The following is a 25,631-nucleotide window of genomic DNA, read 5'->3' as shown; positions in this document are numbered from 1 at the left end:
ATTTGAGTCTAGTCAACCTGGGTTGCTCCGATGCGTGTGCCGCGCCGCGGGTTGCGGTCCACGACCGCGGGGGTCGAGGCGGCGCGGGCGGCGGCGCCGAGCGGCACTTTGGTGGTCGGCATGCAGACCGCCGTCGGGCGGGGGCTGCACCAGGAGGCGCTGCGGGTGTTCCGGGCGGCCATGCCGGGGTGGGAGGTGTCGTTGCGGCTGGTGAACTGGGCCGACCCGAGCGGCGGGCTCGCGGACGGCGGGACGGACGTGGCGTTCGTGTGGCTGCCCGCGGCGCCGGGTCTCGAGACACGGGTGTTGTCGGTCGAGCGCCGGTTCGCCGCGCTTCCGGAGGGCCACGTGCTGGCGGGGAAGGACGAGGTGCCGTTCGACGACCTCGCGGGTGAGCCGTTCGTCGCGCTGCCCGCCGAGGCGGGGCCGCTGCGGGACTTCTGGCTGGGGCGGGACGCCGGGGAGGGCGAGCCGGTGGTCGCCGCGACGGCGGGGACGGCGGACGAGACGATGGAGGCGGTCGCCGGCGGGCTCGGCGTCGCACTCGTCGCGGAGGGCAACGCGTCGTTGTACAGCAGGCCGGGAGTCGTGTGCCGGCCGGTGCCGGGGCTGGCGCCGGCAGAGCTCGCCGTCGCCTGGCGGCGGGGTTACCGGCGTCCGCAGGTACGCGCCCCTCGACGCGCTCCCGGAACGGACGGCCGCGCCACTCAGGCCGGGGGGTGCAACAGTCCCGTCACCGTCACGAGGAGAGCCCGGCTGAGCCACTGCGCGAAGTCGACGCGGGAGTGGGACAGCCGGGGGTCACTGACGGCTTCCGCGACGGACGGGGACGGGTTGGCGAACGGCCAGAGCCCGGCGATCAGGACGACCGACAGGGAGACGAGCTCTCGCGACGCGGCGGGGGTCAGCGCGGGGAGGCGTTCCCGCACCAGGTCCGCGAGCCGCCGCTGCAGGTCCGCGTGGGCGATCTTGAAGTCACGGACGGTCTCGGTGGAGATGTTGCGTTCGAGCTCGGTGCCGAGGGAACTCCACAGTTCGCAGATCACCGGGCGGGCCGCCACCGAGCGGGCCCACGCGTCCATCACGGACGCGGGGGACGCCGGGGCCGGTGGCAGCTCGGCGGGCAGCTCGGCCAGCCATTCGCCGAGTGACCGGTTGAGCAGCGCGAAGAAGACCGCTTCCCGCGTCTCGAAGTAGCGGACGACGTTCGTCTTCGACAACCCGACCCTGCGGCTGAGCTCCCGCAGGCTGATGTCGCTCACGGGCATCTCACGCAGCAGGCCCGCGGCCACGCCGAGGATGGCGTGCCTGCGGGCCTCGCGCTGCTCGGCGTTCCGCGCACGCCGGAAATCGATCTGCGGGCCGCTGGTCATGGCTGTTACCTCTGGGAACTCCCGCGGCGCGCGCCCTGGCGCCGCTGTCCCGGCAACCCTACGCCCGCCCCGCGGCGCCGGCCGTCAGGCGGTGTAGGCGATCGACTCGCTCACCGCGCGCCATCGGGCGTCCGATGCGGCGAGGTTCTCCGCGGCGGCCCTGGCCACGGCCACCGCGTCACCGCCCAGCAGGAGACGCAGCGGCGGGTCCTCGGTCCCCGCGATGCCGAGGATGACCTGCGCGACTCGCACCGGGTCGCCCGGCTGGTTCCCGTTCGCCTGGCGCAGCCGCGTCACCGCGGGCTCGATGACCGGCTTGTAGGGGTCGCTGATGGGAGGCGTGCTCATCGAGGATCCGGCCCAGTCCGTCCGCAGGGCGCCGGGCTCGGCCACGGTGACCTTGATCCCGAAGGGGGCCACCTCCTTGGCCAGCACCTCGGAGAACCCGCCCACCGCCCACTTGGCCGCCTGGTAGGCGCCGAGCCCCGGGCCGGCCACCCGTCCGCCGACGGAGGAGATCTGGATGATGTGCCCGGCACCCTGTTCACGCATGACCGGCAGAGCGGCCCGGGTGACGTTGACCACCCCGTAGAAGTTCGCGTCGATCTGCGAACGCAGGTCCTCCTCGGTCATGTCCTCGATGGAGGCGACGTCCGCGTACCCGGCGTTGTTGACCAGGACGTCCAGGCTCCCGAACGTCTCGACCGCCTCCCGGACGGCGCGGCGCGCGGCGGCGGGGTCGGTCACGTCAAGGGCGACGGCCCGCACCTGATCCCCGTGCCCGACGGCGAGATCGCTCAGCCGGTCGGTGTTCCTGGCGGTCGCCACCAGCCGGTCCCCCGCCGCCACCACGGCCTCCGCCAGCCGGCGTCCCAGCCCACGCGAACTTCCGGTGATCAACCAGGTCTTGCTCATCGTGCACCACTTCACTTCTCGACCTGAGGGACCCGCGCACGGCGGCCGGGTCTCCTCCCTGCTCCATCCCCCGGCCTTAAAAGGCCACTGGAACCTTACGAGCAGGGACAGTATCAGCCCACTGGCCTCTTATCAAAGGAAGCCCAGGCCGGGGACCGTCCCCGGCCTGGGCCTCGATCCCGTGGGGGTCACCCCTGGGTGCCGGCCACCCGGCGGTACACGCAGGCGTTCACCCCTTTCTCGCTGGTCTTCACCTCGGCCAGCTCGAACGTGCGCAACCCGCCGTCCTCGGGGAAGATGCTCTTCCCGCCGCCGAGCAGCACCGGCTCGATCGCCAGACGGAGCTCGTCCACCAGGTCCGCCTCCATGAGCGCGCGGGCCAGCGTGGGGCTCCCCATGATCAGCAGATCGCCGCCCTCGCGCTCACGCAACTCCCGGATGCGCTCCACGGCCTCGCTCCCCGGGATGCGGGTGGTGTTCCACGTCAGCTTGTCGTCGCCCAGCGTGTCGCTCACGACGTACTTGGGAATGGCGTTCATCCGGTCCGCGAACGGGTCACCGGCCCGCTCCGGCCACGCCGCCGACATCCCCTGCCACGTCCGCCGCCCGTAGAGCAGAGCCTCCGCGTTCGCCAGCGCGGCGTCGAAGACCCCGCCCACCACCTCGGGGTCGAAGAACGGGATCGACCAGCCGCCGTTGGCGAACCCGCCGTCGGTGTCCTCACCGGCCGCACCCGGGGCCTGCACGACACCGTCGAGGCTCATGAACTCAACGACCACAACCCGCATCTCACTCACTCCTTTGTGGATGTCTCCCTTGCCGATGCCCCAAAGGTAGCAACCGACAAATAAAGTTGTCAAGAACAGATTTGTTGTCGGTGTGGGAGGCGGCGGCCCGGGTCGCTCGTCCGCCGCAATAATTAAGAAAGCTTCCTATTGACAAGGAATATGACCCCGGTGTTACATCCTCTTAATTCAAGCAATGAAGGAACTTCCGGCAGCACAGGCCAGATCGGCGCCCGCGTCCGAGCGGTGTGATGCCGTGGGTCGGAAGGTCGCGAGGAAATCACCGACCGGAGGTCTTCATGCGCAAACCCCGGCTCCTTCTCACAGCGATGGCGCTGACCGTCGCGCTGTCCGGCGGGCTGATCGCCGGCACCAGTGACGCGCCGGCGCAGGCCGCCATCGGGCCCGTCGTGTGGGCGGACGAGTTCAACGCCGCCGCGGGGACGTCCGTCGACGGCTCGAAGTGGAAGTTCGACATCGGCGGCGGCGGTTGGGGCAACAACGAGCTGCAGTACTACACGAACTCCACACGGAACGTCTACCACGACGGCCAGGGGCACCTCGCCATCACAGCGCGGCAGGAGAACCCGTCCAACCTGCAGTGCCACTACGGGACGTGCCAGTACACCTCGGGGCGCATCCTCACGGCGGACCGGTTCACCCAGACGTACGGGCGGTTCGAGGCCGGCATCAAGCTCCCGCGCGGGCAGGGCATCTGGCCGGCGTTCTGGATGCTGGGCGGCAACAACTGGCCGAACACCGGCGAGATCGACATCATGGAGAACATCGGCAGCAACCCCAACACCGTGTACGGCACCGTGCACGGACCGGGGTACTCCGGCGGCAGCGGCGTCGGCGGGAGCCGCACCATCGGGGCGCCGCTCGGGGACGCGTTCCACAACTACCGCGTCGACTGGTCGCCCAACCTGATCGTCTGGTACCTGGACGGGTCGGAGTTCTTCCGCGTGACCCCGGCGAACATCCGCGGCAACCAGTGGGTCTACGACCACCCGTTCTTCATGATCCTCAACGTGGCGGTGGGCGGCAACTGGCCGGGCCCGCCGAACTCCAGCACCACGTTCCCGCAGACCATGCTGATCGACTACGTGCGCGTCTCGTCGTGGACCCCCGACGGCGGCACCGGCAACGTGCTGCGGTCCAGCCTCAGCAACCGCTGCATCGACATCCCTGGCGCCAACCCCGCCGACGGCGCGCGGCTGCAGATGTACGACTGCAACGGCACCGCCGCGCAGCAGTGGTCGGTCAACAGCGACGGCACGGTGCGCGCGATGGGCAAGTGCATGGACGCCGCGGCGGCCGGCACCGCCAACGGCACGGCCATCCAGCTCTACACCTGCAACGGCACCTCCGCGCAACGCTTCACGTACACCGCGGCCGGTGACCTCGTCAACGTCGCCGCCAACCGGTGTGTGGACATCGTGAACCGCAACACCGCCAACGGCGCGCTGCTCCAGCTCTGGGACTGCACCGGCGGGTCCAACCAGAAGTGGACCCGCACCTGATCCCCGGCGCGTGAGAAGGGCCGGCTGCTCGGGCCGGCGCGGGACCCGGCGCGGATCCGCGGGCCGGCGCGGACGCGGGCCCTCTCGCGCCGGGGCTCACCCGGGAAGACGCAGGACGGCGAGGTACTCGTGGTGGTCGCGCAGCAGCTCACCGGCCGCCGGGTGGGAGGCCGGCGGATGGGTGCGGTCGCCGATGGTGAGGGCCGTCATCGTCAGCCCGGTGCCGGTGAGCAGCAGGGACAGGTCGGCGGGGGTGTAGCAGCGCAGGTGCTGGGTGACCTTCCGATCGGGGGCGGAGGCGTCCCACCAGGTGTCGTGGGCGGTGCAGGTGACGGGGTCGAAGCGCGTGGACTCGCGTACCTCGTGGTCGTACCCGGCGGCGGGGTCCGGGGTGAGGTGCTCCTCGTCGCCGTCCCATCGGGCCCACACGAACGGGTTGGCGACGTCGATCAGGGCGACGCCGCCGGGTGCCAGCCACTCCCCCGCGATCCGTGCCAGCAGCCGGCGCTGGTCGGCGTCCGAGCCGACGCCGAAGCCGTTCCAGTAGCAGACGGCGTCGAACCGGCCGGGCAGGTCCACCTCGGAGAAGTCCGCCTTGAGAAACGTGGCCTCCCCGGCGAAACGGGCGGCGAACCCGATGCGGTCGCTGATCTCCACGGCGGTGACCGAGTGGCCCGCGCGTGCCACGGCGGCGGCCGTGGTGCCGTAGCCGCAGCCGAGTTCCAGCACGCGCCACCGCCCCGGGCCGGCGTGCTCGCGCAGGAGGCGCACCCGGCGGTGGTCCCGCTCGGTGACCTTCGTCTCGGCCTTGCCCCACCAGGCGCCGGTGGTGGAGTAGAAGTCCCGCACCCAGTCCATGAACCCAAGCTAAGACACGGAGAATCTCTCTGATGGGATGTCGAGGACGGGACGTCCGCTCCGACTGGGGGGTGACGGCGCGCCACCGGGGCGCACGGGCCGGAAGGGATGGCTGAGATGAAGTACCTGCTGCTGATCTACGGCAACCAGGAGAAGTGGGGCGCGATCCCCGCGGACAAGTGGCCGGAGGAGATCGCCAAGCAGGACGCCTGGAACCGGAAGTACCAGGAGACCGGTGAGCTGATCGGCGCCTACGGGCTGGCGGACGCGGTGAACGCGCGGCTGGTGCGGCGCGAGGAGGGGGCGCCCGCGGTCACCGACGGGCCGTACCTGGAGACCAAGGAGTACATCGGCAGCCTCTACCTGCTCGACTGCGAGAGCGAGGAGCGTGCGCTGGAGATCGCGGCGGACATGCCGTGGGCCCACATCGATCCGGTGGAGTTCTGGCCGATCCTGCACGAGGCCCCGGCGCTGTCGTGAGCGTGGACCGGGGCGTCGAGGACCTGCTGCGTGAGCTGGCGCCGCAGGTCCTCGGCGCGCTGGTCCGCCGGTACGGGCAGTTCGACGCGTGCGAGGACGCCACGCAGGAGGCCCTGCTTGCGGCGGCGACGCGGTGGCCCGCCGGCGGGCTGCCGGACAACCCGCGGGGGTGGCTGGTGACGGTCGCCACGCACCGGCTGCTCGACGAGTTCCGCAGCGACTCCGCGCGGCGGCGCAGGGAGACGGCCCTGCTGGCGGCGACCCCGCAGTCGGCGCTGCTGGAGGCACCCGTGGAGGCGGGGCCGGACGTCGGCGGGGACGAGACGCTGACCCTGCTGTTCCTGTGCTGCCACCCGGCGTTGTCCTCGCCGAGCAGGATCGCGCTGACGTTGCGCGCCGTCGGCGGCCTCACCACCGCGCAGATCGCGGCGGCCTTCATGGTGCCGGAGGCCACGATGGCGCAGCGGATCAGCCGGGCCAAACAGAGCATCAGGACGAGCGGCGCGACGTTCACCATGCCGGACGAGGCCGACCGGGGAGAGCGGGTGCGCGCCGTGCTGCACGTGCTGTACCTGGTCTTCAACGAGGGTTACACCGCCAGCACCGGGACGGACCTCACCGCGCCGCGGCTGTCGGACGAGGCGATCCGGCTCACCCGCCTGCTGCGGCGCCTGCTGCCGGACGACGCTGAGGTGGCCGGCCTGCTCGCCCTGATGCTGCTCACCGACGCCCGCCGCCCCGCCCGCACCGGCCCTGACGGCGGCCTGGTGCCCCTGGAGGACCAGGACCGCGGCCTCTGGGACCAGCACCTCATCGCCGAAGGCGTCTCCCTCGTCACCGAGGCCCTCCCCCGCGGGCCGGTGGGCCCGTACCAGCTCCAGGCGGCCATCGCGGCGATCCACGACGAGGCCAAGGACGTGGACACCACCGACTGGCCGCAGATCCTCGCCCTGTACGACCTGCTGGAACACGCGGCCCCGAACCCGATGGTCACGCTGAACCGCGCCGTCGCCGTCGCCAAGGCACAGGGCCCGGCGGCCGGCCTGGCGCTGCTCGCCACCCTGGAGTCCGACGCACGGATGTCCCGCCACCACCGCCTGCTCGCCACCCGCGCCCACCTGCTGGAACTCTCCGGCGACCCCACCGCCGCCGAGGCCGCCTACCGCGAGGCCGCCCGCCGGGCCACCACCCTGCCCGAACAACGCCACCTCCTCGGCCGCGCCACCCGCCTCGCCGCGGAAGCTCCACAGCGCCACCGGCGAGACGGCGATTGAGCACCCCGGCTGTCCGCATTCCCCGGATCGGATGAATTTGGCATGTCGCCTGGGTTGAGTACGACGTGGGCATGAGGAGAGCTAAGTGAGCGGAATGCTGCGGTTCGAGGTGCTCGGGCCGGTGCGCGCGTGGCGGGACGACGTCGAGCTCGATCTCGGGGCGCCGCAGCGGAGGGCGCTGCTGGCCGCTCTGTTGCTGCACGACGGGCGGCCCGTGCCGGGGGACGAGCTGGTGGACGCGATCTGGGGCGAGGAACCGCCGCGGGCGGCCGCCCAGGTGATCCGGTCGCAGATCTCGCGGCTGCGGCACGTGCTCGACCCCGGCGGCGGGCGGGCGTCGGCGGTGATCGAGCCGGCCGGCGGGGGGTACGCGCTGCGGACGGGCGGCGCGGAGGTGGACCGGGCGGTGTTCGAGGAGCGGCTGGCCGCGGCCAGGGCCGCCCGGCGGGCCGGGGACGTGGCCACGGAGGCCGCCGCGTTGCGGGCGGTGCTGGCGTTGTGGCGCGGCACGCCGATGGCCGAGGTGCGGGGGGACCACGCGGAGGCGGAGCGGACGCGGCTGGCGGAGCTGCGGCTGTCGGCCGCCGAGGACCTGTTCGCGGCCGACATCGCGCTCGGACGGCACGTGGAGGCGGCGGCGGGCCTGGCCGCGATGGCCGCCGAGCAGCCGTACCGGGAGCGGGTCCGGGAGTTGCTGATGCTCGCCCTCTCCCGGTCGGGCAGGCAGGCGGACGCGCTCGGGGTGTTCGACGAGACGCGGCGGTTGTTGTCGGAGGAGCTCGGCCTGGACCCGGGGCCGGGGCTGCGGGAGATGCAGCGGCGGATCCTGGCCGGGGACACGGGCGACGCCGGGCCGCCGCCAGGCACCGTCCACGGATGCCGGCCCGCGCAGTTGCCGCCGGATCTCACGGATTTCGTGGGCCGGGAGGACCTGCTGAGCGGGGTCGTCACGTCGCTGGCCGGCCCCGGGGTCCCCGTGGTGGGCCTGGTGGGGCTGGCCGGCGTCGGCAAGACGGCCGCGGCCGTGCGGGCCGGGCACACGGTGGCGGACCGGTTCCCCGACGGGCAGTTCTTCGTGGAGCTCGGGGACGGGCCCGAGCCGTCCGAGGTGCTCGGCGAGCTGCTGGCGTCGTTCGGGGTCACCGGCGTCCCGGCGTCGGCACGGGAGCGGGTGTCCCTGTGGCGCAGCATGACGGCCGGACGGCGGGTGCTCGTGGTCCTGGACGACGTGCGGTCGGCCGAGCAGGTCAGGACGCTGCTGCCGGGGGCGGGGGCCGTGGTGCTCACCGCCCGGCGGCGGCTCTACGAAGTGGCCGGGGTGGAGTGGCACACCGTGGAGGGCCTGCCCGACGGGGACGCGTTCGCGTTGCTGGAGCGGATCGCCGGCGCCGAGCGCGTGCGGGGCGAACCCGAGGTGATGCGCCGGCTGATACGCAAATCGTCCGGGCAGCCGTTGCCGATCCGGGTGTTCGGCGCCCGGCTGCTGGCCCGGCCGCAGTGGACGCTCGCCGTGGCCGAGCAGCGCATCGGGTTCCCCGAGCTGAGGATGCCCGAGTGCACGGCGATCGAGCAGCCGTACGAGTCGGTGTACGGCATGCTCACCGCCGCGCAGGCGCGGGCGCTGCGCCTGGTTGCCCTCGCCGGGGAGCCGTCCGTGCCCCTGGAGGCGGCCGCCGCCCTGCTGGACCTGCCGCAGGCCACGGCCGAGGACCTGCTGGAGGACCTGGCCGACCTGCACCTGGTCGAGGTGGTCCGCCCGGGGACGTACCGCCTCCCCATCCCGGTGCGGAACTTCGGCATGCGGCGGGCCCTGGTGGAGGACGCCCCGCAGGACCGCGACGCGGCCCTGGCCCGGCTCGCCGCGACCGCCTGACCGCCGTCAGGAGCCAAGGAGGTGCTTGTGGCGGGCCAGCCAGGTGGGGAAGTCCTCCAGGGCCGGGTTGAGCGCGCGGATCGCGGTGAGGTCCCGCGCGGCGAGGAAGGGCTCCTCGGCGAGCTGGTAGTACCCGAAGGTGTTGGCGAACTCGTCACCCGCGGCCGCCCGGAAGTCCTCCAGGGACTGGGGACGGTAGGCCACCGGCTCGCCGAGAGCCGCGGTGAGGTGAGCGGCGATCTCGTCGCCGGTGAGGTGGTCGCCGGAGATGTGGAGGGACCGGCCGATCAGCTCGGGACGTTTGAACACGCCGAAGGCGACGCGGCCGATGTCCTCGACGGCGATGCCCGCGATCCGGTAGCCGGCCATGGGCAGGGTGACGGCGAGGGTGCCGTCCTCCTGGCGGGCGGGAGCGAAGGGGCCGAGGAAGTTCTCGAAGTAGAACGTCGTGTTGAGGAACGTGGTGGGCACCCCGGCCTCGGTGAAGAAGCGGTTCGCCTCGGCCTTGCCGTCGAAGTGCGGGGTGGTGTACCGGCCCTCCAGGATGGGCAGGCGGTCGTCGTCCAGGGGCACGTCCTGGCGGGTGTCGGGCAGGGTGGACCAGACGGCGTGCCGCACGCCGGCGGCGGCCGCGGCCTCGGCCAGCGCGCGGGCCTGGGCCTGCTCGCGCTCCACCGACAGGTGCGCCCAGAAGTCGGTGACGAAGAACGCGCCGTAGGCGCCGTCCAGGGCCTTCACCAGGCTGGACGGGTCGTCCAGGTCGGCGGCCACGACCTCGGCGCCGAGGGCGGCGAGCTCCTTGGCGGCCGGGGAGCCGGGGTTGCGCGTGAGGGCCCGCGCGGCGAACGCGGCGGAGGGGTCGCCGAGGATGGCGCGGACCAGGCCGCCACCCTGGGCTCCGGTGGCGCCCACCACAGCGATGATCTTCTTGTCGGACACGGATGTCTCCTTGTTCTCGGTGCTCCCCGGGGCGGGGAGTCACAGGAGACAGGCAAGCACCGCGATGTTGTCAGGCCGCTGTCATGATGTTGCGCTCCTTGCGGGATGTATTTACGGTTTGTCTGGTCGGAAAAGCGGGATATAGTCCCCTATGTCCGGGTGGCCATCCTCGCTGGTGGCGCCCCACCGCCACGGATCACGAAAAGCAAGGAACCATGCGTATCACCCCAGCTCTCGCCGTGGCCGCGGCGCTCCTTTCGCTGACCGCGTGCGGCGGCGGGGGAACCACCGGATCGGGCGCCACCACCGGCACCTCCGGGAAGTCGATCATCCTGATCACGCCCAACCCCGTGGGCACCAACAGCTTCCTGCAGCTCAGCGTCAAGGGCGCCGAGGCGGCGGCCAAGGAGATCGGCGCCTCGTTCAAGCTGTACGAGAGCAAGGACCCGACGAGCATCGCGCAGAACGTGGACGCCGCCGTGCGGGCCAAGCCGACCGTCGTCGTGGGCGTCAGCTTCTCGTTCGACGACGTGTTCACCACCGTGCCGAAGCAGCACCCGCGACAGCAGTTCCTCCAGGTCGACTCCTGTGCCAAGGACCAGGCACCCAACCTGGCCTGCGTGTCGTTCAAGGAGCACGAGGCGGCGTACCTCGCGGGCGTCGAGGCCGGCCTGCTCACCAAGAGCGGCAAGATCGGCGTGGTGGCGGCGCTCGACACGCCGTTCATCCACCGCTGGATCGAGCCGTTCTTCGCGGGGGCCGCGTCGGTCAAGCAGGACGTCACCGGCACCCCGCTGTACGTCGGCGGCAACAACCCGTTCAGCGACCCGGCGCGGGCCAAGTCCCAGGCGCAGACGCTCACCGACCGCGGCGCGGACATCGCGCTGGCGGCGGCCTCGGCGGGCAACCAGGGCGTGTTCGAGGCGGCCGCGGCCACCGGGGCCAAGGCGTTCGGGGTGGACGTCAACCAGTGCGGGCAGAGCGCGGGCAACGTCATCGACAACGTGCTCAAGCACGTGGACGTGGCCGAGAGCGCCGCGATCAAGGAGATCGTGTCGGGCAGGACCGGCGGCGTGAAGGTGTACGGCCTCGCCGAGGGCGGCGTGGGCGTCAACGCGCTCGAGCCGGACGTCGCGTCGTCCGGCTGCACCGTGGCGGGCAGCCCGGACGTGATCGCGAAGGTCAAGCAGGTGCGCGACGACATCGTGGCCGGCAAGGTCACCGTCGCCGACCCGCTGCAGGGCTGACCGTGGCGGTACCCGCCGTCGAGCTCGTGGGCGTCACCAAACGGTTCGGCCCGGTGCTCGCCAACGACGCCGTCGATCTCGCGGTCGCCAAGGGTGAGGTACACGCGATCGTCGGGGAGAACGGGGCCGGCAAGTCCACCCTGATGTCGGTGTTGTACGGGCTGCACCGGCCGGACGCCGGGCACGTGCTGCGCGAGGGGCGGCGCGTCCGGCTGCGCTCCCCCGCCGACGCGATCGCGCACGGGCTCGGCATGGTGCACCAGCGGTTCCGGCTGTTCCCCGAGCTGACCGTGGCGGAGAACATCGTGATCGGCGCCGAGCCGGTGCGGCGCGGCACGGTGGACCGGGCGGCGGCGCGGCGCGCCGTCGAGGAGCTCGGCGAACGGTACGGCCTGCGCGCCGACCCGCGGGCCCTGGTCGGGGACCTGCCGGTGGGGGTGCGCCAGCGGGTGGAGATCCTGCGGGCCCTGTACCGGGGGGCCGAGGTGCTGATCCTGGACGAGCCGACGGCGGTGCTGACCCCGGGTGAGGCGTCCCGGCTGTTCGAGGTGCTGCGCACGATCACCGCGTCCGGCGCGTCGGTGCTGCTGGTCACGCACAAGCTGGGCGAGGTGCTGGCCGCAGGTGACCGGGTGACCGTGCTGCGCCAGGGCCGGGTGACCGGGCGGTTCCGCGCGGCGGAGACGAACGCGGAGGAACTGGTCCAGGCGATGATCGGCCGTTCGCTGGCCGGTCTGGAGCACCGGCGCCAGGCGCGTCCCGCTCCCGCGGACACGTTCGCCCTGGAGGTGCGCGACCTGGACGTCCGGGACCGGGACGGCGTGGCGCGCCTCACCGGCGTGTCGTTCGGCGTGCGCCCCGGCGAGATCGTGGGCGTCGCCGGAGTGGCCGGCAGCGGCCAGCGGGAGCTCATCGACACCGTGACCGGCCTGCGCGCCCCAGGCCCCCGCGACTCCGGCGAGGTGCTGCTCGACGGCGCCCCCGCACGGCACGGCCGCCGGCCCGGTGTCGCCTACGTCCCCGAGGACCGCCACGGCCGCGCCACCGCACCCGCCATGTCCCTGGCCGACAACCTGCTGATGGGCGACCAGCGCCACGCGGCCCGCCACACTTTGGCGAGGTCCACCGTCCGTGCCCGCGCCCGCGACCTGGTGACCCGCTTCTCCATCACCGCCCCCTCCGTGGACGCCCCCATCTCTGCCCTCTCCGGCGGCAACGCCCAGAAGGCCGTCCTGGCCCGCGAGCTGTCCCGCCGCACCTCCGTGATCGTCGTCGAGGAACCCACCCAAGGCGTCGACGTCGGCGCCCAGGAACGCATCCACGCCCTCCTCGCCGAGGCCCGGGACCGCGGCCAGGCGATCCTCCTCCAGTCCAGCGAACTGTCCGAGCTGCTGCTGCTGTCCGACCGCATCCTCGTCATGTACGAGGGCCGCGTCGTCGCCGAGTTCGACGGCTCCCGCTGCACCGAGCCGGAACTGGGCCGCGCCATGACCGGAGCCACCTCATGACCGCCCCACCGCCCGCCTCACAAGGCTCGGGCACGCCCGAGATATCGGATAGGACCTCCCCTTCCCCCTCTCCCACTTCACCGCCCTGGGCGGCTTTGCTGCGGATTGTCTTGTCGGTGCCGGTACTGGCGGTGGCTGGGGCGTTGGTGCTGACCACGCTCGTGATGCTGGTGGTCGGGGTGGATCCGGGGCTGGCGTATCCGGCGCTGGTGCGGGGGGCCGTGGCGGACGGGAATCTCGAGTACACGGTCGCGGCGTTCGTGCCGACGCTCGGGATGGCGCTGGCGTTCGCGTTGCCGCTGCGGGCCGGGGAGTTCAACCTCGGCGGGGACGGGCAGATGGCGGCCGGCGGGGTGGCCGCGGCGGCGGTGGCGCTCGTGGTGCCTCTGCCGGGCGGGGTGGCGGTGGTGGCGGCGCTGCTCGCGGCCGTGCTGGCGGGTGGGGTGGTGGCGGGGGTTTCCGCGCCGCTCCGTACGCGGCTCGGCCTGCCCGCCATCGTGACCACACTGCTGATCAGTGTGCCGATGGTGTCGCTCGCGTCGTATCTGGTGCGGTTCCCGCTGGCCGAGCCCGACACGGGGATCGCGCAGACGCCCATCCTGCCGGACGCGGCGCATCTGCCCGCGTTGACCGAGGGCGGGTACGTCACGCTCGGGCTGCCGCTCGTCGTGCTGCTCACCATCGCCTGGTTGTACGCCGACGGGCGCACCGTGCTCGGGTACGAGATCCGTGCGACCGGGCACAACCGGGAGTTCGCCCGGTACGGCGGTGTGCCGGTGGACCGGCTCGCGGCGCTCACGCTGGCCGCGGGCGGCGCGTTCGCCGGGCTGGTGGGCGGGCTGATCGTGCTCGGGCCGCCGTACCGGTTCGTGGACGGCGCCCTCACCGCACCGGGCTACACCTTCACCGCCGTGGCGGCCGTGCTGCTCGCCACCGCGCGGCCCGTCGCGGTGCCGTTCACCGTGGCGCTGCTCACGGTCCTGCAGGTCGGGGGCCAAGGCATGGAACGTGAGGCCGGGGTGCCGAGCCAGCTCACCCAGATCGTGCAGGGACTCATCATCGTGATCGTCGCGGTGGCCGCCGCCGTGCGGCACCTGCGGGCGCGGAGGGCCGGATGAACATCCTGGAGTTCTCCTTCCTGTCCGCGGTGCTCACCGCGACGACGCCGGTCGTGCTGGCCGCGCTCGGCGGGCTGATCTGCCAGGTGGCGGGCGTGTTCAACATCGCGCTCGAGGGCCAGCTCCTGTGGGGCGCCTTCACCGCCGTGGTGTTCAGCCACTGGACGGGCAGCGCCTGGGCGGGCGTCGCCGGCGCGGTGCTCGCCACCGTGCTGTACTCGGCGCTGCTGTCGGTGTCGTCGGTGACGTTCCGCGCCGACCCCATCGTGGTGGCGGTGGGCACCAACCTGCTGGCCCTCGGCCTGACCGCGTTCCTGATGCGGCAGATCTTCGGCGCCGGCGGCACCTACAGCTCCCCCGACCTCGCGGGGCTGCCGACGCTCGCCGAGCTTGGCCTGGACGTGCCCGTGCTCGGCCCGCAGTCCCCAGTGGTGCCGCTGGCGCTGGTGCTGGTGGCCGCCGCCGCGTGGTGGCTGTCCCGCACCCGCTCGGGCCTGCGGCTGCGCGGCGCCGGTCAGCACCTCGACGCCGCGGCGGCCCTCGGCCTGCCCGTCACCGCCTACCGCCACGGGGTCGTGCTGGCCGCGGGCGCCCTGTGCGGCCTCGCCGGGGCACAGCTCGCGCTCGGCAACGTGACGTTGTTCAGCGAGGGCATGAGCGCGGGCCGGGGCTGGGTCGCCGTGGTCGCGGTCATGCTCGGCGGCGTGCGGCCGTACCGGGTGCTGCTCGCCTGCCTGCTGTTCGGCGCGGCCGAGGCGGTGGGCTTCCGGCTCCAGGGCGCGGGCCTGCCGCAGCAGGCGGCCGACGCCGCGCCGTACGTGATCACGTTGCTCGCGCTGGTCCTGGCCGGTGTCGCGGCCCGGCGGCGTACGAGAGAGGCACCATGAGCACACCCCTGCTCGACGACTCGGTCCGCTTCGCGGGGGACGTGGTGGAGATACTCGACCGCCGGGTCTACCCCTTCGAGATCCGCTGGGTCCGCTGCGCCACCAGCGAGGACGTCGCGGTGGCCATCGAGACCATGGTCACCCAGAGCTCCGGCCCGCTGTTCGCCACCACCGCCGGCATGGTGCTGGCCGCCCGGGAGGCCCGGCACGAGCCGCCCGGCGCCGCCGCCGCGCGCCTGCGGGCGGCCGGTGAGCGGCTCGTCGCGACCCGGCCGACCAACAACCACATCCGCGACGCCGTGCGCGCCGTGCTGGACGCGACCGCCGACGGGCCGCTCGCGCGGGCGTCCGGCGCCGACCTGGTCCCGGCGGTGGAGGCCGCGGCGGCGGACCACGACGCGGCGTACCGTGCGCACAGCGCGGCCCTCGGCGCCCACGCGGCGGCCCTGCTGCCGGACGGCGCCCGGGTGCTCACCCACTGCTGGGCCGACGCGTACCTGATCGGCACGGTGCGGGCGGCGCAGCAGGCGGGCAAGCGGCTGGAGTTCGTCTGCACCGAGACCCGGCCGTACCTGCAGGGCGCCCGGCTGACCGCCGCGACGCTGGTCGAGATGGGGTACCGGCCCACCCTGATCACCGACGGCATGGTGGCCGCCGCTCTCGTCGACGGGCTCGCCGACGTGGCGCTCGTCGCCGCCGACCGGGTGACGCTCGACGGGCACGTGGTCAACAAGGTCGGCACGCTCGGCGTCGCCCTCGCCGCCCGCCACGCCGGTGTGCCGTTCTACGCGATGGTGTCGGCGCCCGACCCGCTCGCGCCGACCGCCGCCGACGTGGTGATCGAGCACCGCGACGGCGACGAGGTGCTGCACGTGCTCGGCGCACGCAGCGCCGCCGAGGGCGTCACCGGCTACTACCCGGCTTTCGACACCACCCCGCCGCACCTGGTCACCCGCATCGTGACCGCGCGCGGCGTGTTCCACCCAGAAGATGTGAAAGAGGCGGTATGACCGAGCTCCGGCGCGTCGTCGTCGACACCGACACCGGGATCGACGACGCGCACACCCTGCTCTACCTGGCCGGGCGGCCGGACGCCGAGATCGTCGCCGTCACGTCGGTGTACGGCAACTGCGTCGAGGACGACGCGGTGCGCAACATCGGGTACGTGAACGCCCTGCTCGGCCTGGACGTGCCGGTGGCGCGCGGCGCCGCGGCCCCGCTGGCCGGGCCGCCGCGCATCGCGAGCGCCGTGCACGGCAAGGACGGCCTCGGCGACGTCGGCTACCACCGCCCGCTGCCCGCCGTCACCGAGGAGAGCGCCGCCGAGCTGCTGGTGCGCCTCGGCCGCGAGCAGCCGGGCCGGCTCGACCTGCTGGCCCTCGGGCCGCTGACCAACCTGGCCGAGGCGTTGCGCCTGGATCCCGGGCTGTTCACCCGCTACCGTTCCGTGGTGCTGATGGGCGGGTCAGGGCCGTACGCGCCGCCCGGCACGCTGCTCATGGTGGACGCCAACATCAACAACGACCCGGCGGCCGCCGCCGCGGTGTTCGCGGCGCCGCGCAACGAGGTGGTGATGGTGGGGGTGAACGTCACCGCCTCGACGATCCTGGACGAGCGGGCCATCGGGGCGCTGCGGGCCGCGGGCACGCCGGTCAGCACGTTCGCCACCGAGATCCTCGAAGCGTACCTGGACTTCTACCAGAACGAGTGGGGCCGCAGGATCATCCCGCTGCACGACCCGCTCGCCGCAGGGGTGCTGCTCGACCCGTCGTTCGCCACCGCCTGGGTGGACGGGCCGGTGAACGTGCTGAGCGACGGCTTCATGAGCCGCGCCCGGCTGATGCGCACCCACGACGGGCTGCCCCCCGCGTTCCGGTACGCGTCCGCGCCACCCACCCGTGTCGTCACCGCGGTCGACGCGCCGCGTTTCGTCGCCGACTTCGTGGAGGTACTGAGCCGATGAGCGAACCCGCCTGGATCGTGCTGGACATCGAGGGCACGACCAGTTCCACCGAGTCCGTGCACGTGGGCCTGTACTCCTACGCGCGACCCCGCCTCGGGCCGTACATCGACGCGCACCGCGACGACCCCGAGGTGGCCGTCGCGGTGAAGGAGACCGGCGGGCAGACCACCGAGGAGACGGTGGCGGTCCTGCACGGCTGGATGGACGGCGACGTCAAGGCCACGCCGCTCAAGACGCTCCAGGGGCGCGTCTGGGCGGAGGGGTTCGCGGCCGGGGAGCTGACGGCGCACTTCTTCGGCGACGTGCCGCCGGCGCTGCGGGCCTGGCACGCGGCGGGGCGGCACCTCGCGGTGTTCTCGTCGGGGTCGGTGGCCAGCCAGCGGCCGTGGTTCAGGCACACCGGGTACGGCGACCTGTCGGCGCTGGTCGAGCGGCACTTCGACACGGTGAACGCCGGGCCGAAGCGGGAGGCGGCCTCCTACACCCGCATCGCCGAGGCCCTCGGGGCACCCGCGGACACGCTGCTGTTCCTGTCCGACGTGCCGGCCGAGCTGGACGCCGCGGCGGCGGCCGGGTGGCGCACCATCGGGGTGCGGCGGCCCGGGGAGCCGAACGGCGAGGCGGATTTCGGCGGCCACACGGTGGTCGCGTCCTTCGAGGAGGTCGAGTGAGCCCGCCCACCGCCGAGGGGGTGTTCGGCGCGGGCGCCCGGCTCGCCGCCGAGGCCGCCAGGTTCACCTCGTTCGGGTGGATGCGCGGCACGTCGGGGAACCTGTCCGAGGTCGTCTCACGGGACCCGCTGCGGCTCGCCGTCACCGCGAGCGGGCTGGACAAGGGGGAACTGAGCGCGTCCGACGTGGCCGTGGTGGGGCCGGACGGCGCCTCCGTCGCGGTCGAGGGCGTCGCCCCGCTGGCGCCGTCCGCCGAGGCCGGGCTGCACGCCAGGGTCGCGGCGGTGACCGGCATGGACGCCATCGTGCACGTCCACGCGCTGAACGCGGTCATCGCGGGGCACCACTGGCCGGCGGGGGTGCGCCTGCGTGACGTGGAGACCCTCAAGGGCATCGGGCGGCTCGCGCACGACGACGAGGTGGTCATCCCGGTGATCGCCAACAGCCAGGACATGGACGAACTGGGCGACCGGTTCGAGGCGGCGTACGACCCGGGCACCCCGGCGGTGATCGTCGCGTCGCACGGGCTCTACACGTGGGGGCCGTCGCTGCACCGGGCGCGGCACATCACCGAGTGCGTGGAGTGGCTGCTGGCGTACGCCATCGCCGTCCGCTGAGGGCCTCGCGGGGGCGGGCCCGCCGGCCCGCCCCCTGGTGTCTCAGGCCACCGCGTCCGCCAGCAGCCCGCCCACGGTGGTGAACGACGGGGCGGGGGCGGTGAGCAGGTGGCGGGCGGCGCGCAGGACGCCGCGGACGGCCCTGACGCGCAGGTCCTCCGGGAGGGTCTGGATGTCGGAGACGCCGGAGAAGCCGATGACGCGCCGGGCCGCCTTGGCGGCGGCGAAGCGAGCGGCGTCGGCGCGCACCTTGGCCAGGTAGCCCTCCAGCACGCCGTCACCGAACACGCGGAGGTCGGCGCGGCCCGGCCACAGGGCGGTGAACTCGGTGGCGAACGCGTCCCAGGTCTGCGCGGCGAGGCCCAGCACCCACGTGGCGTGGTGCTCGTCCTTCAGGGCGAGAGCGCGGGCGGCGGCGAGCGCGTAGTTGCCCCACAGGGCGCCGATGTCGAAGCCGGCGGGGCCGTAGAAGGCGAACTCGACGTCGAAGGCGCGGGTCGAGCGGGGCACGCCGTCCGACGCGGGGCGCACCAGGACCGAGCCGGTGTGCAGGTCGCCGTGGATCAGGGCCTCGGCGTGCGTCATGAAGGACAGCTTGGCGAGGCCGATGCCGGTGCGCACGGCCGGGTCGCCCGCGTAGGCGGCCACGTCGGCGGCGTTGGCGGGCAGGACGCGGTTGTGCTCGTGCTCGATGTACGGCTCGGTGAAGACGAGGTCCTCGGTGATCTCGCACAGCTCGGGGTTCACCGACGCGGCGACGCCCGCCTTGTGGGCGTAGGGGCCGAGGCCGAACACCGACGTGCCGAACGCGACGCGGGCCACGTAGCGGCCGAGGTCCTCCGCGACGCCCTCGTCCTGGACGGCGTCGTTGAGCCTGCCGCGCCAGACCTGGTGGTCGGAGAGGTCCTCCAGGGCGACCACGTGCCGGTCCTCGTCCTCGTCGTACAGGGCCGGCACGAGGCCCTCGGCGACGTCACCGTGAGCGGCGAGCACGCGGGCCTCGATGCGGTTGCGGTCCGGGGTGACGGGCCAGTCGGGGGCCACCCGGACGTACGGCATCGCCTGCTTGAGCACCACGCCGGGGCGACCGGCGACCTGGACGGCGAACACGATGTTCATGTTGCCGTCGCCGACCTCGCGCACCTCGGTGATCGCCGCCGGGTCCACCCGGCGCGCCAGGGCGGGCCGGCTCGCGATGTAGGCCGGGACGTTCTCGACGGTGAGCTTCTCGTACTGCTGCCCGGTGACGGTGGTCACGAACGGTCCTTTCCCGACGGCCCGGCGTGAGGGTGGAGCTGACGACGAGCGCGCCGGCCAGCAGGGCGCCCTGGACGAAGGTCTGCGCGTGGTAGGGGGCGTTGAGCATCGTCCGAGGCGGGCCGAGAGCATGGTGCCGGCGACGGCGGCGCAGAGGCCCGAGACACCACCACCGGCACGAGGGTCCCGAGGAGTCTTGCGCGGATCACATGCGGATGTTAGGTGCAGCTCACCCGTATTGTCTACTTTGCATGTAGGGTTTAGCCAGTTGTCCGAATGGGAGCACAATCGAACCATGACGTACTTGAACGTGTACACCGACAGCGACAGCCCCGAGACCCTGCGTTCCACCGAGGACCCCGCCGAGATCGCCGCCGCCCTCAAGGAGATCGGCGTCGTCCTGCGGCACTGGGACGTCCACGACGTCCCCGCGGGCGCGGGCCAGGACGAGATCCTGGAGGCCTACCGCGACGAGGTGGCCCGCGTCGTCGCCGAGGAGGGCTACACCTTCGTGGACGTCGCGCAGCTCCACCCCGACGACTCCGCCGACTGGGCCGAGCGCGCCGCCGCCGCCCGCCAGAAGTTCCTCAACGAGCACACCCACGACGACGACGAGGTGCGCTTCTTCGTCAGCGGCTCCGGCATCTTCTACCTGCACGTCGACGGCAAGGTGCACGCCGTGCTGTGCGAGCCGGGCGACCTGCTCAGCGTCCCGGCGAACACCACGCACTGGTTCGACATGGGCACCAACCCGGACTTCACCGCCATCCGCTTCTTCCACGACGACGACGGCTGGGTCGGCGCCTTCACCGGGAACCCCGTCTCCTCGCGCATCCCGGACTTCGACACCATCGTCGCCGGCCGCCGCTGAGCGGCGCCGGACCTCGGGCCACGGGCCGGTGCCGATCAGGGGCGGCGCCGGCCCGTGCGGGTCTCAGGACGCGGCGAACGGCACCGGCGCCGGCCGCACCACGGCGGGCCGGGCGGGGTGGCGCCACAGCCCCCGCTGCTCCAGCAGCGGCAGCACGCCCTCGCCGAACCAGTACGCCTCCTCCAGGTGCGGGTAGCCCGACAGGACGAACTCGGAGATGCCGAGCTCGTGGTACTCGGCGATCCGGTCGGCGACCTCCTCGTGGCTGCCGACCAGCGCCGTCCCCGCCCCGCCGCGCACCAGGCCGACGCCGGCCCACAAATTGGGCGCGACCTCCAGACCGTCCCGTGAGCCGCCGTGCAGCTCCAGCATGCGCCGCTGCCCCACGGACTCGCTGCGCCGCAGCCCCGCCTGCACCTCCCGGACGGTGGCCGGGTCGATGCCGTCCAGCAGCTTCCCGGCCTGCGCCCACGCCTCCCGCGAGGTGTCGCGGGTGATGACGTGCAGCCGGATGCCGAACCGCAGGGCGCGGCCCTCGTCGGCGGCCAGCCCCATGATCCACCTGATCTTCCCGGCCACCGCCGCCGGGGGCTCGCCCCAGGTCAGGTACACGTCGGTGTGCCGCGCCGCCACCGGTCCGGCCGCGGCCGAGGACCCGCCGAAGTACAGCGGCGGCACGGGGTCGGGCAGCCGGGCCAGTCTCGCCTCCTCCACGCGCAGGTGCCGGCCCTCGTAGGAGACGGTCTCGCCGCGCCACAGCTCCCGCACGACGTGCAGGAACTCGGCGGTGCGCTCGTAGCGGGCGTCCTTGTCCAGGAAATCGCCGTAAGCGCGCTGCTCGTGGGCCTCGCCGCCGGTGACGACGTTCAGCAGGAGCCTGCCCTCCGACTGCCACTGGTAGGTGGCCGCCATCTGCGCGGCCAGCGTCGGGCTGACGAACCCCGGCCGGAACGCCACGAGGAACTTCAGCCGCTCGGTGGCCCCCACCAGGAACGCCGTGGTCAGCCACGCGTCCTCGCACCAGGAGCCGGTGGGGGTCAGCGCGCCCTCGAAGCCGAGGTCCTCGGCGGCGCGGGCGATCTGGCCGAGGTAGCCGCGCGTCGGCGGCCGGTCCCGTCCCGCGGTCCCGGCGGCTGTCCCGTGGCCGCCGCCGACGATGGAGCGGCTGTCGCCGTTGGTGGGCAGGAACCAGTGGAACTTCATCAGATGACTCCGTGTCTCGGCGGGCGGGTGCCGTTGAGCGTGTACCTGCCGACGTGCTGGATCTTCCAGCGCACCGGGTCGTGCCGGGTGTGCGTCCTGGTGTCGCAGGTTGAGACGGCCCAGGCGGGAGCGAGTGCCGGAGACCTCGAACACGGCCTCCGCGAGCTCGATCGCGGTGTGCGCTTCGGCCACGGCCACCGCGCGGCTACCGGAGACCTCGAACATGGCGTTCCCGAGCTCGATCGCGGTGCCGTCGAAGTGCGCCTTCGCCATGGCCACCGCGATGGACGCCTCCGCCGCGCTGTCGTCGGTGAGCCCGGGGCTCCTCGGCGGCGGTCCCGGCGCCGCTCTCGGACCACGACCGGGACTTGGTGCGGACGTGCTCCACCGCGTCGCAGGCAGGTGCGGGAGGCCCGCACGTGGCGGGTGTCCGCCTCGGACCGGGCATTGCCGGATCTGCGGCCCGCCGGCACCTCGGCGTGGAAGAAGCGGCGCTGCTCGAGGGTGGCGTTCCCGCGCAGCATGTCGACGTGGACGATGTGGCTGAGCGGGATCCGCGCGATGTCGGGGTCGCCGAGTCCGAGCGGTCTGAACACCCCGGCGAGCGTCGCCGCGGTCGCGCCGGCGCCGCCGTGCTCGCGCGGCACGCTGACGCCGAACGGGCCGCTGTCCGGCAGCAGGTCCAGCTCGGCTCGGGGGAGTCTGCGGATGGCGTCCCGTTCCGCGGAGTCCTTGGCGAAGTGGCCGGACAACTCGATGGCCACTTCGATGGCTTCGGCCTCGGAGCCGATCACGAGTGTCATCCGACTACCCAGCCCTCTGCACGCAGGCGTTCAACCCATATATACGGTAGGAAAACTCGGCTTTCTCTGTCAATCTGCAGACAGGGCAGACTGTGCGGCGTTGACAGCCATACTTACTTTTCCTACTGTTTATGTAGGTAATTCGGGCGCGGGGAAGGCGGCCATGGGGAAGCTACTCGACCGTCCGGCACCGGATCTCACTCCGGACCGGGTGCCGGCCGGGCAACCCGTGATCGTCCGCGGCATGGGCGCCGGCCTCCCCACGCTGCTCACCGCGCTCACCGAAGGGCGCGGTGGCACGTTCACCCGCGACGGGCACGGCCGGGTGGCGTACCTGCCCGGCGGCGCCGAGCCGGTCATCCACCTCGGCTCCGGCCGCGGCGTGCCGTACCGCGCCGCGATCCGGTACCCGCTGGTGGCCGCGCCCGTGCCGGCGCCGCGGTTCGCCACTCCCGGGAAGCTGCCCCGGCGGACGTACCGGTGGCGGCGCGAGGTGTGGCCGCTGGTCGCCAAGGACCTGGCGTACGCCTACTACCACGAGTTGCTCAACGGCCACCCCGGGCGCGTACGCATGACGTGGGCGGAGTTCGCCACGGCGTACGCCGCCGAGGAATGGGACAGCAAGGCGATGCGCGCCCTGATCCGGCGCGCCGTCCCCCACTTCGCCGACCGCCTCAACCTGTCCCGCGTGGACCGGCCGCTCGACGGCATCAAGTTCGGCGACGCGGCCGGCCTGCGCCGCTGGATGCACGGCTACCTCGACGCCGACCTCACCCGCCGAACCGACCGCACCCACAGCCCCGACCTGGCCCTCGCCGTAGCCGCCCGCACCCTTCGCGACCACCTCGGCGAGCCCCACGGCGACCCCTGGCTCGACGGCTTCACCCGCTTCGTCGGCGACGGCCCCCCACCCACCTGGCTACCCGAACTCCAGGCCCTCGCGACAGCCGGCGTCGTCCTCTTCCTCGGCGCCAACCTCCAGGTCCGCCCAGACGAACACGGCACCTGGCGCGCCGCCGGCACCACCCTCCCCGGCGGCATCCAGACCCACATCGCACTGGACATCCGAGGCATCACAGAAAAACAGGAAGAGTACCGCTGACCCAGCCCTCCCACGCCCCCCCAAAAAACACGACCCACCCGACTCCACCCCACCGTGCCCGCCCCACCCCGCGCCACCTCCAAGAGTCGACCCCCCTCCTCTGAACTCTTCCGGACCGGACGCGGTACCGACCGGACGCGGTACCGACCGGACGCGGTACCGACCGGACGCCGTACCGACCGGACGCCGTACCGACCGGACGCCGTACCGACCGGACGCCGTACCGACCGGACGCCCATTGTGCTCGGCGGGCTGAGGCCCGCCAAGAGTCCAGGGGCGGGCGGCCCGCCTTCCGGCGGCGTGGTTTTGGGGTCTGGCCGGGTGGGGGGATGTTCAGGTTAGCGGTGTTGGTCGTGGAGGTTCGGCGGCCCGTTCGTGCTCGGCGGGCTGGGGCCCGCCACCGCGACCGACCGGCACCGCGACCGACCGGCACCGCGACCGACCGGCACCTCGATCAGCCGACAGCCCGACCAACCGACAGCCCGACCAGCCGGCACCCCGGCTGGCCTGTGTCGTGTACTACCTAGGGGACGTCGCCCGCGTGGGTGACGACGCCTCGGGTGAGTTCTGTCCATGCGGCGATGGTTTCGCCGTTTGGGCTTAGTGAGCGGCCGCCGAGGTAGGTGTAGCCGGATGGGTCCACGATGATCTCGTGGCGGGTGCCGTCCTGGCGGTCCAGGTAGACGCCTACGCCTTCGCGGCCGGTCAGGTCGCGTACCCGGTCCTCCAGGGCGATGCCGGGGAGGCGGGACAACACGGTGTAGAGGGCGGCGCGTAGGCGGGGGGGTGGGGAGGCTTCCTGGAGGAGGAGTTGGATTTGCATGAACGCCGTGACCGCTTCCGGGACGCCTGGGGGGGAAGGCTCGCGGTCGGCGCGTAGGCGGGCGGCCAGGTTTCCGGGGGACAGGGGGAGGGTGCGCAGGTAGGCCGGGTCCCAGCGGGGGTGCCCTGGGGCGGTGGGGGAGGTGACGAGCCCGCCGCTGCCGATGGGGCGCGGGGCGCCTGGGTGATCGGCTCCGGTGGAGCGGCGGGCCGTCTGGGTGCCGTCTCCTTTCGTCCAGCGTTCGTGGGTCTGTGTCGAGCCCGGCCCCCGCTCGGGCTGGTACGTCAGGCCCTTGATGTAGAGCCACTGGCCGGGCCCTGGATACATGTCTGTCCCTTCGGCCGCCGCAGTGGCCCGCGCCGCGAGCGACTCCACACCGGCCGCGGGGGTCCATTCCGTGGTGACGGCGCCCGGCCCGGCCGGGGCGGGGACGCCGGCGTTCCACGCCACCACGACGCCCGTGACGACCGCGGCGGCGACCGCGACGAGGGGCAGCGGCCGGCGGCGCGGCGCGGCCGGGGCTACCCGCAGGGGTGTGCCGCGCGGTGGCCGGCGGCGGCCCGGCGGGGTCGTCATCGCGGCGAGCAGGCGTTCCCGGGCCGAGGCCAGGGCCGCCGGGTCGTCCGGCACCTCCGAGCGCAGGTCACGGATGAGGTCGAGGTCGTTCATGAGGTCTCCCCGGGTACGTCGGTCGTGTTCCCGTCACCGAGTGCCCGGGTGAGCTTGCCGCGGGCGCGGGACAGGCGGGAGCGGACGGTGCCGACCGGCACGGACAGGGCGCGGGCCGTCTCCTCGTAGGTGAGGTCCCCCCACGCGATGAGCAGCAGGACGTCCCGCTCCCCCTGAGTGAGCCGCGCCAGGGCGGCGGCGAGCCGTCCCCGGGTGGCGCCGGCGGCGACACGAGCCACCACCTGCTCGTCGAACCCCGGCGCCGCCGGGTCCACCCCGGTGCGGGCGAGGGCCCGGTAGGCCCGTACCTCCGCCCGCCGATGGCTCCCGATGACGTTGGTGGTGATGCCGTACAACCAGGGCAACGCCTCGGTGCGCCCGAAGTCGTACCCCTGCCGCCGCTCGAAGGCCCTGGTGAACGTCTCCGCCACCACGTCCTCGGCGTGCTGGGCCCCGAGCCGCCGCGCGGCGTACCGGTACAACGCCCCCGCATGCCGATCGAACAACTCGGCGAACCGCTCAGGCACCCGCAACGACGCCTCGATGACCGCGGAGTCGGGAACCCCGCCCTCACCGCCCGCCACCGAGGGATCCGCGCCGGCGGCCTCCCGCTCCGAAGTGGTATTCACACCGGTCCTTTAGCCGCAGCCCTCCGTGAGGTTCCCACGGAAGGCTGCGGCACCGAGAGACACGCCGGGCCGGCCGCACGGCTGTGCACACTCGAAGCGGCCGTCGCGATCGGCGAACCCGCCGGGTGGCGGTCGACGACCACCGCGGCGGTCAGCGGGATGCCGAGCGCGGTGAGTCGTTCGAGCAAAGGTGAATCACTCCATGCTTCGCCCGGCCCACGGTTGCACCACACCCGAAGGGTG

At 73.1% G+C, this 25,631-nt stretch carries 25 protein-coding genes; 14 read left to right on the top strand and 11 right to left on the bottom strand.

Annotated features, from left to right (window positions below; genetic code table 11):
• Nucleotides 1-8 precede the first annotated feature (8 nt).
• The 4 genes from ABGB17_RS03390 to ABGB17_RS03375 all read right to left on the bottom strand — a co-directional run bounded on the left by ABGB17_RS03390 (nucleotide 9) and on the right by ABGB17_RS03375 (nucleotide 3,076).
• Complete coding sequence (locus ABGB17_RS03390; RefSeq protein WP_347626207.1) at nucleotides 9-560, bottom strand: hypothetical protein; 552 nt, start codon at nucleotides 558-560, stop codon at nucleotides 9-11.
• Between the two features lie 147 nt (nucleotides 561-707).
• Nucleotides 708-1,373, bottom strand: a complete 666-nt coding sequence (locus ABGB17_RS03385; RefSeq protein WP_347626206.1) for a TetR/AcrR family transcriptional regulator — start codon at nucleotides 1,371-1,373, stop codon at nucleotides 708-710.
• Nucleotides 1,374-1,457: 84 nt separating this feature from the next.
• A complete protein-coding gene (locus ABGB17_RS03380; protein ID WP_347626205.1) occupies nucleotides 1,458-2,288 on the bottom strand; it encodes an oxidoreductase in 831 nt (276 codons plus the stop codon).
• 188 nt (nucleotides 2,289-2,476) lie between these two features.
• Nucleotides 2,477-3,076 carry a dihydrofolate reductase family protein gene (locus tag ABGB17_RS03375; protein WP_347626204.1) on the bottom strand — a complete coding sequence of 200 codons (600 nt, stop codon included), beginning with the start codon at nucleotides 3,074-3,076 and terminating at the stop codon, nucleotides 2,477-2,479.
• A gap of 296 nt (nucleotides 3,077-3,372) precedes the next feature.
• Here ABGB17_RS03375 and ABGB17_RS03370 point away from each other — a divergent pair, with 296 nt between their 5' ends.
• Nucleotides 3,373-4,596 carry a family 16 glycosylhydrolase gene (locus ABGB17_RS03370; RefSeq protein WP_347626203.1) on the top strand — a complete coding sequence of 408 codons (1,224 nt, stop codon included), beginning with the start codon at nucleotides 3,373-3,375 and terminating at the stop codon, nucleotides 4,594-4,596.
• A gap of 96 nt (nucleotides 4,597-4,692) precedes the next feature.
• On the opposite strand, the gene ABGB17_RS03365 is transcribed toward ABGB17_RS03370, so the two are convergent.
• On the bottom strand, nucleotides 4,693-5,454 hold the full coding sequence (locus ABGB17_RS03365) for a class I SAM-dependent methyltransferase (protein WP_347626202.1): 762 nt from the start codon (nucleotides 5,452-5,454) through the stop codon (nucleotides 4,693-4,695).
• 117 nt (nucleotides 5,455-5,571) lie between these two features.
• Between ABGB17_RS03365 and ABGB17_RS03360 the strand changes: the two genes are divergently transcribed.
• From ABGB17_RS03360 to ABGB17_RS03350, 3 genes are all read left to right on the top strand, one after another.
• The gene (locus tag ABGB17_RS03360) at nucleotides 5,572-5,934 is read left to right on the top strand and encodes a YciI family protein (protein WP_347626201.1); all 363 of its coding nucleotides are present in this window, start codon (nucleotides 5,572-5,574) and stop codon (nucleotides 5,932-5,934) included.
• Nucleotides 5,935-5,936: 2 nt separating this feature from the next.
• On the top strand, nucleotides 5,937-7,208 hold the full coding sequence (locus tag ABGB17_RS03355; RefSeq protein ID WP_347626326.1) for a DUF6596 domain-containing protein: 1,272 nt from the start codon (nucleotides 5,937-5,939) through the stop codon (nucleotides 7,206-7,208).
• A 94-nt stretch (nucleotides 7,209-7,302) separates the two neighbouring features.
• On the top strand, nucleotides 7,303-9,081 hold the full coding sequence (locus tag ABGB17_RS03350) for a BTAD domain-containing putative transcriptional regulator (protein WP_347626325.1): 1,779 nt from the start codon (nucleotides 7,303-7,305) through the stop codon (nucleotides 9,079-9,081).
• 6 nt (nucleotides 9,082-9,087) lie between these two features.
• On the opposite strand, the gene ABGB17_RS03345 is transcribed toward ABGB17_RS03350, so the two are convergent.
• Nucleotides 9,088-10,020, bottom strand: a complete 933-nt coding sequence (locus tag ABGB17_RS03345) for an NmrA/HSCARG family protein (protein WP_347626200.1) — start codon at nucleotides 10,018-10,020, stop codon at nucleotides 9,088-9,090.
• Between the two features lie 215 nt (nucleotides 10,021-10,235).
• Between ABGB17_RS03345 and ABGB17_RS03340 the strand changes: the two genes are divergently transcribed.
• The 8 genes from ABGB17_RS03340 (at nucleotide 10,236) to mtnB (ending at nucleotide 18,031) form a co-directional block, all read left to right on the top strand.
• Nucleotides 10,236-11,267 (top strand): BMP family ABC transporter substrate-binding protein, encoded by a 1,032-nt coding sequence (locus ABGB17_RS03340; protein WP_347626199.1) that lies wholly within the window; start codon nucleotides 10,236-10,238, stop codon nucleotides 11,265-11,267.
• A gap of 2 nt (nucleotides 11,268-11,269) precedes the next feature.
• Nucleotides 11,270-12,775, top strand: a complete 1,506-nt coding sequence (locus tag ABGB17_RS03335) for an ABC transporter ATP-binding protein (protein WP_347626198.1) — start codon at nucleotides 11,270-11,272, stop codon at nucleotides 12,773-12,775.
• 116 nt (nucleotides 12,776-12,891) lie between these two features.
• Nucleotides 12,892-13,893, top strand: coding sequence for a hypothetical protein (locus ABGB17_RS03330; RefSeq protein WP_347626197.1), 1,002 nt, complete (start codon nucleotides 12,892-12,894; stop codon nucleotides 13,891-13,893).
• Entirely contained in the window at nucleotides 13,890-14,780 is an 891-nt protein-coding gene (locus ABGB17_RS03325) for an ABC transporter permease (protein WP_347626196.1), read from the top strand. Before ABGB17_RS03330 ends, ABGB17_RS03325 begins: the two co-directional genes overlap by 4 nt.
• Nucleotides 14,777-15,790 carry a s-methyl-5-thioribose-1-phosphate isomerase gene (locus ABGB17_RS03320; RefSeq protein WP_347626195.1) on the top strand — a complete coding sequence of 338 codons (1,014 nt, stop codon included), beginning with the start codon at nucleotides 14,777-14,779 and terminating at the stop codon, nucleotides 15,788-15,790. Before ABGB17_RS03325 ends, ABGB17_RS03320 begins: the two co-directional genes overlap by 4 nt.
• The gene (locus ABGB17_RS03315; RefSeq protein WP_347626194.1) at nucleotides 15,787-16,743 is read left to right on the top strand and encodes a nucleoside hydrolase; all 957 of its coding nucleotides are present in this window, start codon (nucleotides 15,787-15,789) and stop codon (nucleotides 16,741-16,743) included. Before ABGB17_RS03320 ends, ABGB17_RS03315 begins: the two co-directional genes overlap by 4 nt.
• Nucleotides 16,740-17,414, top strand: coding sequence for an acireductone synthase (gene mtnC, locus ABGB17_RS03310; protein ID WP_347626193.1), 675 nt, complete (start codon nucleotides 16,740-16,742; stop codon nucleotides 17,412-17,414). The genes ABGB17_RS03315 and mtnC overlap by 4 nt, the downstream gene beginning before the upstream one ends.
• Nucleotides 17,411-18,031, top strand: a complete 621-nt coding sequence (gene mtnB, locus ABGB17_RS03305; RefSeq protein ID WP_347626192.1) for a methylthioribulose 1-phosphate dehydratase — start codon at nucleotides 17,411-17,413, stop codon at nucleotides 18,029-18,031. The genes mtnC and mtnB overlap by 4 nt, the downstream gene beginning before the upstream one ends.
• 42 nt (nucleotides 18,032-18,073) lie before the next feature.
• Here the strand turns inward: mtnB and mtnK are convergent, their stop codons facing one another.
• Entirely contained in the window at nucleotides 18,074-19,288 is a 1,215-nt protein-coding gene (gene mtnK / locus ABGB17_RS03300) for an S-methyl-5-thioribose kinase (RefSeq protein ID WP_347626191.1), read from the bottom strand.
• Nucleotides 19,289-19,583: 295 nt separating this feature from the next.
• On the opposite strand from mtnK, the gene ABGB17_RS03295 reads away from it, so the two are divergent.
• Nucleotides 19,584-20,159: a cupin domain-containing protein gene (locus ABGB17_RS03295; protein ID WP_347626190.1), complete on the top strand. Its 576-nt coding sequence runs from the start codon at nucleotides 19,584-19,586 to the stop codon at nucleotides 20,157-20,159.
• Between the two features lie 63 nt (nucleotides 20,160-20,222).
• Here the strand turns inward: ABGB17_RS03295 and ABGB17_RS03290 are convergent, their stop codons facing one another.
• Together ABGB17_RS03290 and ABGB17_RS03285 are read right to left on the bottom strand one after the other, a co-directional pair.
• Nucleotides 20,223-21,362 carry an LLM class flavin-dependent oxidoreductase gene (locus ABGB17_RS03290; RefSeq protein ID WP_347626189.1) on the bottom strand — a complete coding sequence of 380 codons (1,140 nt, stop codon included), beginning with the start codon at nucleotides 21,360-21,362 and terminating at the stop codon, nucleotides 20,223-20,225.
• Nucleotides 21,362-22,165 (bottom strand): acyl-CoA dehydrogenase family protein, encoded by an 804-nt coding sequence (locus ABGB17_RS03285; protein WP_347626188.1) that lies wholly within the window; start codon nucleotides 22,163-22,165, stop codon nucleotides 21,362-21,364. The genes ABGB17_RS03290 and ABGB17_RS03285 overlap by 1 nt, the downstream gene beginning before the upstream one ends.
• 163 nt (nucleotides 22,166-22,328) lie before the next feature.
• Between ABGB17_RS03285 and ABGB17_RS03280 the strand changes: the two genes are divergently transcribed.
• On the top strand, nucleotides 22,329-23,267 hold the full coding sequence (locus ABGB17_RS03280) for a hypothetical protein (protein WP_347626187.1): 939 nt from the start codon (nucleotides 22,329-22,331) through the stop codon (nucleotides 23,265-23,267).
• A gap of 523 nt (nucleotides 23,268-23,790) precedes the next feature.
• Here ABGB17_RS03280 and ABGB17_RS03275 read toward each other — a convergent pair.
• Both ABGB17_RS03275 and ABGB17_RS03270 read right to left on the bottom strand, forming a co-directional pair.
• Nucleotides 23,791-24,759, bottom strand: a complete 969-nt coding sequence (locus ABGB17_RS03275) for a CU044_5270 family protein (RefSeq protein ID WP_347626186.1) — start codon at nucleotides 24,757-24,759, stop codon at nucleotides 23,791-23,793.
• Nucleotides 24,756-25,388 (bottom strand): RNA polymerase sigma factor, encoded by a 633-nt coding sequence (locus ABGB17_RS03270; protein WP_347626185.1) that lies wholly within the window; start codon nucleotides 25,386-25,388, stop codon nucleotides 24,756-24,758. Before ABGB17_RS03270 ends, ABGB17_RS03275 begins: the two co-directional genes overlap by 4 nt.
• Between the last annotated feature and the right edge of the window lie 243 nt (nucleotides 25,389-25,631).

The sequence above is a fragment of the Sphaerisporangium sp. B11E5 genome (assembly GCF_039871875.1).
In the GTDB taxonomy this organism is placed as follows: domain Bacteria; phylum Actinomycetota; class Actinomycetes; order Streptosporangiales; family Streptosporangiaceae; genus Sphaerisporangium.
The sequence above is the reverse complement of the archived record's forward strand: the minus strand, read 5'-3'. Positions and strand labels throughout refer to the sequence as shown.

Bases quoted from the DNA above. Each gene is read 5' to 3' on its own strand.
- ABGB17_RS03385 (WP_347626206.1), bottom strand. From the start codon at position 1,373: ATGACCAGCGGCCCGCAGATCGATTTCCGGCGTGCGCGGAACGCCGAG.
- ABGB17_RS03380 (WP_347626205.1), bottom strand. From the start codon at position 2,288: ATGAGCAAGACCTGGTTGATCACCGGAAGTTCGCGTGGGCTGGGACGC.
- ABGB17_RS03375 (WP_347626204.1), bottom strand. From the start codon at position 3,076: ATGCGGGTTGTGGTCGTTGAGTTCATGAGCCTCGACGGTGTCGTGCAG.
- ABGB17_RS03370 (WP_347626203.1), top strand. From the start codon at position 3,373: ATGCGCAAACCCCGGCTCCTTCTCACAGCGATGGCGCTGACCGTCGCG.
- ABGB17_RS03365 (WP_347626202.1), bottom strand. From the start codon at position 5,454: ATGGACTGGGTGCGGGACTTCTACTCCACCACCGGCGCCTGGTGGGGC.
- ABGB17_RS03360 (WP_347626201.1), top strand. From the start codon at position 5,572: ATGAAGTACCTGCTGCTGATCTACGGCAACCAGGAGAAGTGGGGCGCG.
- ABGB17_RS03350 (WP_347626325.1), top strand. From the start codon at position 7,303: ATGCTGCGGTTCGAGGTGCTCGGGCCGGTGCGCGCGTGGCGGGACGAC.
- ABGB17_RS03340 (WP_347626199.1), top strand. From the start codon at position 10,236: ATGCGTATCACCCCAGCTCTCGCCGTGGCCGCGGCGCTCCTTTCGCTG.
- ABGB17_RS03325 (WP_347626196.1), top strand. From the start codon at position 13,890: ATGAACATCCTGGAGTTCTCCTTCCTGTCCGCGGTGCTCACCGCGACG.
- ABGB17_RS03320 (WP_347626195.1), top strand. From the start codon at position 14,777: ATGAGCACACCCCTGCTCGACGACTCGGTCCGCTTCGCGGGGGACGTG.
- ABGB17_RS03315 (WP_347626194.1), top strand. From the start codon at position 15,787: ATGACCGAGCTCCGGCGCGTCGTCGTCGACACCGACACCGGGATCGAC.
- mtnC (WP_347626193.1), top strand. From the start codon at position 16,740: ATGAGCGAACCCGCCTGGATCGTGCTGGACATCGAGGGCACGACCAGT.
- ABGB17_RS03295 (WP_347626190.1), top strand. From the start codon at position 19,584: ATGACGTACTTGAACGTGTACACCGACAGCGACAGCCCCGAGACCCTG.
- ABGB17_RS03290 (WP_347626189.1), bottom strand. From the start codon at position 21,362: ATGAAGTTCCACTGGTTCCTGCCCACCAACGGCGACAGCCGCTCCATC.
- ABGB17_RS03285 (WP_347626188.1), bottom strand. From the start codon at position 22,165: ATGACACTCGTGATCGGCTCCGAGGCCGAAGCCATCGAAGTGGCCATC.
- ABGB17_RS03280 (WP_347626187.1), top strand. From the start codon at position 22,329: ATGGGGAAGCTACTCGACCGTCCGGCACCGGATCTCACTCCGGACCGG.
- ABGB17_RS03275 (WP_347626186.1), bottom strand. From the start codon at position 24,759: ATGAACGACCTCGACCTCATCCGTGACCTGCGCTCGGAGGTGCCGGAC.